At 65.3% G+C, this 9,410-nt stretch carries 7 protein-coding genes and 1 pseudogene; 5 read left to right on the top strand and 3 right to left on the bottom strand.

The window, feature by feature from the left end; genetic code table 11:
- Positions 1 to 303 precede the first annotated feature (303 nt).
- Positions 304 to 1,107 (bottom strand): MBL fold metallo-hydrolase, encoded by an 804-nt coding sequence (locus tag JHD07_RS23715; RefSeq protein WP_291626460.1) that lies wholly within the window; start codon positions 1,105 to 1,107, stop codon positions 304 to 306.
- Positions 1,108 to 1,303: 196 nt separating this feature from the next.
- Between JHD07_RS23715 and JHD07_RS39860 the strand changes: the two are divergent.
- A pseudogene (locus JHD07_RS39860) lies at positions 1,304 to 1,480 on the top strand (MFS transporter); the annotation flags it as partial.
- Between the two features lie 188 nt (positions 1,481 to 1,668).
- Positions 1,669 to 2,619: an AraC family transcriptional regulator gene (locus JHD07_RS23705; protein ID WP_291626456.1), complete on the top strand. Its 951-nt coding sequence runs from the start codon at positions 1,669 to 1,671 to the stop codon at positions 2,617 to 2,619.
- Here the strand turns inward: JHD07_RS23705 and JHD07_RS23700 are convergent.
- Together JHD07_RS23700 and JHD07_RS23695 are read right to left on the bottom strand one after the other, a co-directional pair.
- Positions 2,616 to 3,623: an NAD(P)-dependent alcohol dehydrogenase gene (locus JHD07_RS23700; protein WP_291626454.1), complete on the bottom strand. Its 1,008-nt coding sequence runs from the start codon at positions 3,621 to 3,623 to the stop codon at positions 2,616 to 2,618. The genes JHD07_RS23705 and JHD07_RS23700 overlap by 4 nt on opposite strands.
- A gap of 15 nt (positions 3,624 to 3,638) precedes the next feature.
- Positions 3,639 to 5,252 (bottom strand): acyl-CoA synthetase, encoded by a 1,614-nt coding sequence (locus JHD07_RS23695; protein ID WP_291626453.1) that lies wholly within the window; start codon positions 5,250 to 5,252, stop codon positions 3,639 to 3,641.
- A 200-nt stretch (positions 5,253 to 5,452) separates the two neighbouring features.
- On the opposite strand from JHD07_RS23695, the gene JHD07_RS23690 reads away from it, so the two are divergent.
- The 3 genes from JHD07_RS23690 to JHD07_RS23680 all read left to right on the top strand — a co-directional run.
- On the top strand, positions 5,453 to 6,658 hold the full coding sequence (locus tag JHD07_RS23690; RefSeq protein ID WP_291626450.1) for an ABC transporter substrate-binding protein: 1,206 nt from the start codon (positions 5,453 to 5,455) through the stop codon (positions 6,656 to 6,658).
- Positions 6,659 to 6,901: 243 nt separating this feature from the next.
- Positions 6,902 to 7,969 (top strand): HlyD family efflux transporter periplasmic adaptor subunit, encoded by a 1,068-nt coding sequence (locus JHD07_RS23685; protein ID WP_291626447.1) that lies wholly within the window; start codon positions 6,902 to 6,904, stop codon positions 7,967 to 7,969.
- Positions 7,966 to 9,410, top strand: a 1,445-nt coding sequence (locus tag JHD07_RS23680; RefSeq protein ID WP_291626445.1) for an ATP-binding cassette domain-containing protein, incomplete at its 3' end; no start/stop codon positions are given. The genes JHD07_RS23685 and JHD07_RS23680, both read left to right, overlap by 4 nt.

Genomic DNA, 9,410 nt, shown 5'->3' with positions numbered 1-9,410 from the left:
AGGTCGGATAGAGGATGACGTTATCCCTGGCCGGGTTCAGCGTGCCGTAGGTCTTGTAGGCGAGCTTCAGGGAAGGAAAGACGGTCCCGGACTGGAGAGTGACGTCGCCGGCCTCGAAGATGTCGTAGTCGCGCTGCCCTGTCATGCAACCAGCTCCCGCTCGCGGAGGCCGCAAGACCTCACGGCCTCCGCGATGCATCGATCATGCCGGCCCCGCAGGTGGTCCGTTGGCGGCAGGCCTTATAATGTACTTATAGTACAGTAATTAAAAGCCAGCAAGATAAATCCGATCGGGACACCAGCTCAGGCGATGGCCGCCAGATATCGCGCGACAGATGCAGCAAACGCCGCCTTCGCGCCGCTGGCGATGTTGCGGCCCCACCAAGCGCCGTAGATCCGTTCGAAGGCGAGCGGCTCGACCGCGGCCGCGATCCGTCGCACCGCGGCGGCGTTGAGCGGAATGTAGTTCGGGTAGGAATACATGAAGCTGACGAAGCGCCGGTCCATCGTCACCTGCGCGATATCCCCGGTGAGCAGCGCGCCCTTGCCGTCCGCACCACGCGCACAGTGCAGCACGGTGGCGCCCGCGAAGTGGCCGCCGGTCCGCAACAGCTGCACGTCGTCGGAGATGCGATGGGCATCGCCGGTCCAGTGCACGATGGCGGGATGAGACCGTGTGACGAAGGCGCGATCGTCGGCGTGCAAATAGACCGGCACGCCGCCGAACGCGTCGCTCCAGTCGGCGAGCGCGCCGTAGTAATGTGGATGCGAGATCGCGATGGCCTTCAGCCCGCCGAGTGCCGCAACGTACCGGACGGCTTCGTCGGTCGCGAGCGGAATGCAATCCCACATCACGCACCCGTCTTCCTGAGGGACCAGCAGCGCACGTTGGCCGATGGCAAAGCTCGGCTCCATCCCGATCCCGGTGAGGCCGAGATCGTCCTGCGCCACCAGCCGGTGCTTGCGCGCGAGCTCCTCGCGCGTGAGGAAGGTCTGACCGCTCCAGCCGACGAACTGGCGCTCGTCCTCGCAAATCGGACAGGAGTCGGGCGGTGCGCCGCGTGACGGAAATTGTGCGCCGCAGGTTTCGCAGGTCCAGAGGGGCATTGCCGTGATCCACGATGACAGCTCGCCGCAAGACATGACCTCGTCGTCCTCCGACGGCAAGAGCGCGACCAAAACCAACGCGTTCAGCGCAGGTTAGGTTCTGGTCCGCCGGGGCACCATAGCCCCGCCGATACCGCTCATGCGCGCCCCGGTTAGATCGTCAGCAAGAAACTCAGCGTCCCAAGTTCAGCTCCCGATGACGTCGCGCCCTCCAACGTCCCGTATTTGGCCCCTGTTCGCGCTCAACTTCTTCATGGCCGACATGCAGTCGGGCATCGGGCCATTCGTCGGGGTCTTTCTCCAGGAACGCGGCTGGGCAACCGGGCTGATCGGCACCGCGATGACGATCGGCAACGTCGCAGGCATGCTGGTGGAAATATTGAGCTTCCAAAGGATTGCGAGTGCGATCCCTGGGGCATCGCGCAACTGCGGCAGCTGGTCGCGGTCTCAGCACGTCATCGCGAGTGGCTTATCACGCAATCCTGCGTTTTTGCCGTTGCGGCGCACCGGCCCGACGATACAACCTGCCGCGGTTCGCTAACAAACCTGCCCTTCCGATTGATGATCCAGCCCCAGCTCTCCTTCGACGGCGATCCGAACGGCCACGCCTACGAACGATGGCGCGAGCAGTTCTGCCGCCAGGTGGCGAACGTCGACTTCGTGCCGGTCGGAGAAGGACACGTCCACCGGACCATTGCGCCGGCGATTCTTCCCCGTGTCAGGCTGTCGGCCTCGTTCGGCACACCGATGTCCTTCGTGTCGTTGGGCACCAACGACGAACTGATCATGACGACGTCGCCCAATTCGGCGTTGAGCGGAGCGATGGGGAAACGTCCGCTGGAGATCGCCGCCGGCGACGTCACCATCGGGGACCCGTCGATCAAGGGCGCCTGCATCACCCAGATCAAGCACGGCAATTTCCAGACCGCGCTGCTGCCGCGCAAGGCGCTGCTGCGCGCATGCCCGAATGCAGAGGACCTGATCGCGCAGTCGATCCCCGGCGCCAATCCGATCACGTCCATGTTCGTGCGATACTACGACCTCGCCCATGCCTATGCCGACAAGCTCGCCCCCGCGGAGCTCGATGCCGTCTCGCAGCATTTGTTTGACCTCGCCGTGCTGATGATCGGAGGCCGCGGCGATGCCGCCGAGCAAGCTCGGACACGCGGCCTTGCTGCGGCGCGTCTTGAAACCCTCAAGGCAGATATCCTGGCACAGCTGGAAAGCCCCGCGCTGTCCCTCAGCGTCCTGTCGGCCGCGCACCGGGTCAGCCCGCGGACGATCCAGCTGTTGTTCGAGCAGGCCGGCATCACCTATAGCGGCTTCGTGCTGGAGCAGCGATTGCTGCGGGCCGAACGGCTGCTGCGGAATCCCGCCATGCGCCTACGCAAGATCATCGAGATCGCGCATCTGGCGGGATTTCACGACGTCTCCTACTTCCATCGCGCGTTTCGCCGCCGCTTTGGGCAGACGCCGGACGATGTCAGGAAGCTCGCTAGCGATGCCCGCTAGCCGAACTCGACCACGATCTTGCCGAAGTGACCACTCTCCTGCATGAGTCGCAGCGCGTCCGGCACGGCTTCGAAACCGAACACGCGGTCGATCACCGGCCTCATGCCATTGCGCTCGATCGCGGCTGTCATGCCCTCGAACATGCGCCGGCTGCCTACGGAGAGGCCGATGACGTGCAGGTTCTTGGCGAACAGGCTCGAGATCGCTATCTGCTGCGAGACGCCCGTGAGTATGCCGATCACCAGGATGGTGCCGCCGACGCGAGCTGCTTCCAGCGATTGCGAGAACGTGTCCTTGCCTCCGACCTCGACAATATGGTCGACGCCGCCGCCGGTCCACGCTGCCGCAGCCTTACCCCATTCCGGGACCGAGCGATAGTTGATGGTGTGGTCGGCGCCGAGCGCCCGTGCGCGCTCGAGCTTGTCGTCGCTCGACGAGGTCACGATCACGCTTGCGCCGGCCAGCTTCGCGAACTGCAGCGCGAAGATCGAGACGCCGCCGGTGCCCTGCACCAGCACTGTATCGCCGGGCTTCACGTTGGCTTCTTCAAACAGCGCGCGCCAGGCGGTCAGCCCGGCGCAGGGCAGCGTCGCAGCCTCCGGGAACGACAGATGCGATGGAACGCGGCTCACGCCTTCGGCATCGAGCACCATCACCTCCTGCAGGACGCCAGGCCTCGTGCCACCGAGGGCGTAACGGCGGCCGGCCGCGGAAACTCGTCCGTCGATCCAGGACTGGAAGAACATCGGGCAGACGCGATCGCCCACCGCAACGCGCCTGACGCCCTCACCGATCGCGGCCACCTCGCCCGCTCCGTCCGAGAACGGGATCAGCGGCAATCTGGTGACGCCGCCCTTGCCCTGCACCGTCAGCAGGTCGCGGAAGTTGAGCGATGCCGCCTTCATCCGCACCGCGACCTGGCCCGGTCCGGGCATAGGCTCCGGCAGTTCGGCCAGCTCCATCCCATCGATCGACCAGTCGCGTGCGACCTGCCAGGCTTTCATGTCAGGCACTCCCTCTCAGGTACCGAAGCTCTTCTGCACCGCCTTGTCGAGGGTCTCACCGCCGACGAAGCGCTGACGCAGCTCGCGCTTGAGCAGCTTGCCGCTCGGATTCTTCGGCAGCGCATCGACGAAAACGACGCGCTTGGGCACCTTGAAATGCGCCATCTGGCCGGCGCAATGCTTGATGACGGTGTCCTCGTCGAGCTTCTCGCCGCTCTTGACCACGACGATGGCGGTGACCGCCTCGATCCAGCGCGGATCGGGCAGGCCGACCACGGCCACTTCGGATACCTGCGGAATGCGGTAGACCATCTCCTCGACCTCGCGGCTCGCGACATTCTCGCCGCCGGTCTTGATCATGTCCTTGACGCGGTCGACCACGGTGATGTGGCCCTCGTCATCGACCGTGGCGAGATCGCCGGAGTGAAACCAGCCGCCGGAGAAGGCCGCCGCGGTCTTGACCGGGTCGTTGTAATAGCCCGAAAGCAGGTGCGGCGAGCGATGCACGATCTCGCCGACTTCCCCGACCTTGACGTCCTCCATCGCGGTATTGACGACGCGCGTCTCGACATTGAGCACGGGCTTGCCGGCCGAGCCGGCCTTGCGCAGCTGGTCTTCCGGCCGCAGCACGGTGGCGAGCGGCGCGATCTCGGTCTGGCCGTAGAAGTTCCAGAACTTGACATTGGGCAGGCGGCGCTGGAGCTCGAGCAGCACCTCCACCGGCATGATCGAGGCGCCGTAATAGCCCTTCTGCAAGCTCGACAGATCGGTCTTGTCGAAGTTCGGCGAGCGCAGCATCGCGATCCAGATCGTCGGCGGCGCAAAGAACGAGGTGATCTTGTGCGCCTGGATCAGGGCCAGGATGTTGTCGGCGGTCGGCTTGCCCGTGATGACGCCGGAGGCACCGAGATAGATCTGCGGGCCCAGGAACACGTCGAGCTGGGCGCAATGGTAGAGCGGGAGCGCGTGCAGGAATTTGTCCTCCGCGCTCATGCCGCCGTCGATGATGCAGCTGACATACTGCCACATCACGGCTTCATGGGTCAGCATCGCGCCCTTAGGCAGGGACTCCGTGCCGCTGGTATAGACGATCTGCGCGAGATCGCGGCCATCGACCGACGCATCCAGGAACGAGCCGTCGGCGTCGAGGAGATGGTCGAAGGTGACGAGGCCCGCGGGCGCCGTGGCCGCATCCTCGCCCGGCAGCCAGATCATCTTCTCGACCGCGCAATCCTTCGCGCTGGCCGCGCGCGCGGCCTCGACGAAATCGGGGCCGGTCGCAAGCAGCCTGGCGCCGGAGCTCTTCAGGATGAAATTGATCTCGTCCGGATTGAGCATGAAGTTGATCGGCACCAGCACGGCGCCGATCCGCGCCAGGGCGAAACGTAGCGCTGCGAAAGCGTGCGAGTTGCGCGAGAGCACCGCAACGCGATCGCCCTTCCGGACGCCGAGACCGAGCAGGCCGCGGCCGAGCCGGTTGCAGATCACGTCTATCTCCGCGAAGGTCCAGCTCGTGCCGCCGCAGCTCACCGCGAGCTTGTTCGGCTCGCGGCCAGCAGACCGGCGCAGGAGGTCGCCGATGGAATGCTCGCGCGCTTTCGCGATGGTGGCTGCGGTGTCTCCGGTCATTTCCGTCCCCTGAATTGGCAATCTACTCGGATACCCGCAAGGCCGTGGCCGCGCCTTCGCGTTTCCGATATTTGCGCAAAACGTAATCGGCGCCATCGGCCGCGTCAATTCGGCCTGTGGGCGCGGCGTCGTCACGCAAGAAATGACGTTACACCACGGCAAACTGCGCGGGCGTACCAACTATAAACAGAGGAAATGCCATGCGCCGGACTATTGTGCGAGCCACGTTCGCGGCCGCACTCGCAACACTCCCGATCAGCCCGTCCTTCTCGCAGCAGGCGCCGCTCAAGATCGGCGTGCTCGCCGACTTCTCGTCCGTCTATTCCGACATCGGCGGCATGGGGAATGTCGAGGCCACCAAGATGGCGATCGAGGACTTTGGCGGACAGATGTTCGGCAAGCCGATCGAGATAGTCAGCGCCGACGTGCTCAACAAGCCCGACGTCGCCTCCACCATCGCCCGCAAATGGTGGGAGACCGAAGGCGTCGACATGATCATTGACCTGCCGACTTCCGCGACCGCGCTCGCGGTGATGGAGCTGTCGAAGCAGTATGAGAAGATCATGATCGTGACGGATGCGGCGAGCTCCGACATCACTGGAAAATCCTGCTCGCCCTACACCGCGCACTGGACCTATGACACCTACGCCAACGCACACACGGTCGGCAGCGCCATCGTCAAGAACGGCGGCGACACCTGGTTCTTCCTCACCGCCGACTACGTGTTCGGCCATTCGGTCGAGCGCGACACCGGCGATGTCGTGAAGGCTTCCGGCGGCAAGGTGCTGGGCAGCGTCAAGCATCCGCTGAATACGGCCGATTTCTCCTCGTTCCTGCTCCAGGCCCAGGCCTCCAAGGCCAAGATCATCGGCCTCGCCAATGGCGGCGGCGACACCATCAACGCGATCAAGCAGGCCGGCGAGTTCGGCATCGTCGCCGGGGGACAGAATCTCGCTGCGATCGTGATGTTCATCTCCGACGTGCACAGCCTCGGGCTCAAACAGGCACAAGGGCTGATCGTCACCGAGGCCTATTACTGGGACCTCAACGACAAGACCCGCGCCTTCGGCAAGCGCTTCATGGAACGCGTCAAGCGCATGCCGACCATGAACCAGGCCGCGACCTACAGCGCGACGCTGCACTACCTGAAGGCGGTGCAGGCTGCCGGCACCAGGGACACCAAGACGGTGATGGCGAAGATGCGCGAGTTGCCGGTGAAAGATGCCTTCACCGACAATGGCGTGCTCCGCGAGGACGGCCGCATGGTGCACAGCATGTTCCTGTTCCAGGTCAAGAAGCCCGACGAATCGAAGGGGCCGTGGGATTACTACAAGCTTCTTGCCGAGGTTCCCGGCGACAAGGCGTTCCGGCCGCTGAAGGACGGCGGCTGCCCGCTGGTGAAGTGAGAGGGCGCGGGTTAGCCGACGCCTATCCGTTCAGAGAATGTCGCTCGTCCGCTCGATCGAACAGGGCGGAAGGGTGATGATGGGACGCGCAGGCCCAAAATAGAGGCAGGCTCCCTCGCGCCAGCGGCTGATCTGCATCAAGTTGCGATGCGAAATTCCTGCAATGTTGAGTGCGCCCTGCCGCGATCGGCGGACCGGGCGCAAATCTCAACAGTGGGCGCCACCGCACGGCGTTGTGCACAGATGAACTTTACACCGGGTCGCGTCGTCGCCGTGCTCGCCGTGCTGCTCGCGGGCGGCGGCTATTACTATTGGCAGCACCGTGATGCCGACGCGCTTCCGCCGGGTTTCGCCCGCGGCAATGGCCGCATCGAGGCCGTCGAGATCGACATCGCCACCAAGACGCCGGGCCGGATCCGCGAGATCCTGGTTAGCGAAGGCGACTTCGTCCGCGCCGGCCAGGTTCTGGCACGCATGGACACCGAGCAACTGCAGGCCCAGCGTCGCCAGGCCGAAGCGCAGCTCCAGCGCGCAAGGATCAATGTCGAGACCGCGAAGAGCCTGGTGAACCAGCGCGAGGCCGAGCGCCGGACCGCCGAAGCCGTGGTCGACCAGCGCATCGCGCAGCTCGACACCACGAGCCGCAAGCTGGACCGGTCCGAGCAATTGATCAAGACGAGTGCGGTGTCGCAGCAGGTCCTGGACGATGACCGCTCCGCCAACGCCACGGCGAAGGCGGCGCTGGCCGCTTCCCATGCCCAGGTCGCAGCCTCGGAAGCCGCAATCAGCTCCTCCCGCGCCATGGTGATCGATGCCGGGGCTGCGGTCGACGCGGCGAAGGCCGCGATCGAAAGCATCAACGCCGACCTCGACGACAGCGTGCTGAAGGCGCCGCGCGACGGCCGCGTGCAATATCGCGTGTCGCAGCCCGGCGAGGTGCTCGCTGCCGGCGGCCGCGTGCTCAACATGGTCGATCTCGGCGACGTCTACATGACGTTCTTTCTGCCGACGGCCGAGGCCGGCCGCGTCGCGATCGGCGCCGAGGTCCGCCTCGTGCTCGACGCCATCCCGCAATATGTGATCCCCGCCAAGGCCAGCTTCGTCGCCGACGTCGCGCAGTTCACGCCCAAGACGGTCGAGACCGAGGAGGAACGCCAGAAGCTGATGTTCCGCATCAAGGCGCAGATCGCGCCCGATCTGTTGCGCCAGCACATCGAGCAGGTGAAGACCGGCCTTCCCGGCATGGCCTATGTGCAGCTCGATCCGGCCGCACAATGGCCCGACAACCTCAAGATCAAGCTGACGCGATGAGCAGCGCCGCAGCCGAAGCTCCGGATGCCATGGACCGCGTGGTGCATCTGGAAGGCGTCGGCCTGAGCTACGGCAAGACCCGCGCGCTCGAGTCGATCACGCTCGACCTGCCGTCGGGCTGCATGGTCGGGATCATCGGCCCCGACGGCGTCGGAAAATCGAGCCTGCTCGCCCTAATCGCCGGGGCGCGCGCGATCCAGCAAGGGCGCGTCCACGTGCTCGGCGGCGATATGGCCAGCGCGCGACACCGCCGCAACGTCTGCCCCGACATCGCCTACATGCCGCAGGGCCTCGGCAAAAACCTGTATCCGACATTGTCGGTGTTCGAGAACATCGACTTCTTCGGCCGCCTGTTCGGGCACGGCAAGGCGGAGCGGCACAGGCGGATCGGCGGGCTGCTGCGCGACACCGGCCTCGCGCCCTTCGCCGACCGGCCGGCGACAAAGCTCTCTGGCGGCATGAAGCAGAAGGTCGGCCTGTGCTGCGCGCTGATCCACGATCCCGAGCTCCTGATCCTGGACGAGCCGACCACCGGGGTCGATCCGCTGTCGCGGCGCCAGTTCTGGGAATTGATCGACGCGATCCGCGACAGCCGTCCCGGCATGAGCGTGATCGTCTCGACGGCCTACATGGAGGAAGCCGCCCGGTTCGACTTCCTGATCGCGATGAATGCCGGCCGCGTGCTGGCGACGGGAACGCCCGCAGAGCTGAAGCGGCAGACCGGCGCGGATACGCTCGACGAGGCCTTCATCCGTCTTTTGCCGGAAGCAGACCGCAGCAGCCATCGCGACGTCGTCATCCCGCCGCGCGGACCGGATCACGACGAGATCGCGATCGAGGCCGATCACCTGACCCGGCGGTTCAACGGTTTCGTTGCCGTCGACGACGTCAGTTTCCGCATCGGGAAGGGCGAGATCTTCGGCTTCCTCGGCTCGAACGGCTGCGGCAAGACCACGACCATGAAGATGCTGACCGGTCTCCTGCCGGTGAGCGAAGGCAGCGCGCGGCTGTTCGGCAAGACCATCGACGCCGGCGACATGTCGGTGCGGCGGCGCATCGGCTACATGTCGCAGGGCTTCTCGCTCTATTCGGAGCTCACGGTCGCGCAGAATCTCCACCTGCACGCGCGCCTGTTCGTGCTGCCGGCGGCCACCTTCGCTGCGCGCATCGACGAGTTGATCGCTCGGTTCGATCTGGCCGACGCCGTCGACGCCCTGCCCGATGCTCTGCCGCTCGGGCTGCGGCAGCGATTGTCGCTGGCGGTCGCCATGATCCACGGGCCCGACATCCTCATCCTGGACGAGCCGACCTCAGGCGTGGATCCGGTCGCCCGCGACCGCTTCTGGCAGATCCTGGCCGAGCTCTCCCGCAAGGACAACGTCACCATCTTCGTCTCGACCCATTTCATGAACGAAGCCGAACGCTGCGACCGGATCTCGCT

This window comes from Bradyrhizobium sp. (assembly GCF_016462955.1).
Classification (GTDB): domain Bacteria; phylum Pseudomonadota; class Alphaproteobacteria; order Rhizobiales; family Xanthobacteraceae; genus Bradyrhizobium.
The sequence above is the reverse complement of the archived record's forward strand: the minus strand, read 5'-3'. Positions and strand labels throughout refer to the sequence as shown.

Excerpts from the sequence above, each read along its gene's own strand:
- JHD07_RS23715 (WP_291626460.1), bottom strand. The coding sequence starts at position 1,107 with ATGCCCCTCTGGACCTGCGAAACCTGCGGCGCACAATTTCCGTCACGC.
- JHD07_RS23705 (WP_291626456.1), top strand. The coding sequence starts at position 1,669 with ATGATCCAGCCCCAGCTCTCCTTCGACGGCGATCCGAACGGCCACGCC.
- JHD07_RS23700 (WP_291626454.1), bottom strand. The coding sequence starts at position 3,623 with ATGAAAGCCTGGCAGGTCGCACGCGACTGGTCGATCGATGGGATGGAG.
- JHD07_RS23695 (WP_291626453.1), bottom strand. The coding sequence starts at position 5,252 with ATGACCGGAGACACCGCAGCCACCATCGCGAAAGCGCGCGAGCATTCC.
- JHD07_RS23690 (WP_291626450.1), top strand. The coding sequence starts at position 5,453 with ATGCGCCGGACTATTGTGCGAGCCACGTTCGCGGCCGCACTCGCAACA.
- JHD07_RS23685 (WP_291626447.1), top strand. The coding sequence starts at position 6,902 with ATGAACTTTACACCGGGTCGCGTCGTCGCCGTGCTCGCCGTGCTGCTC.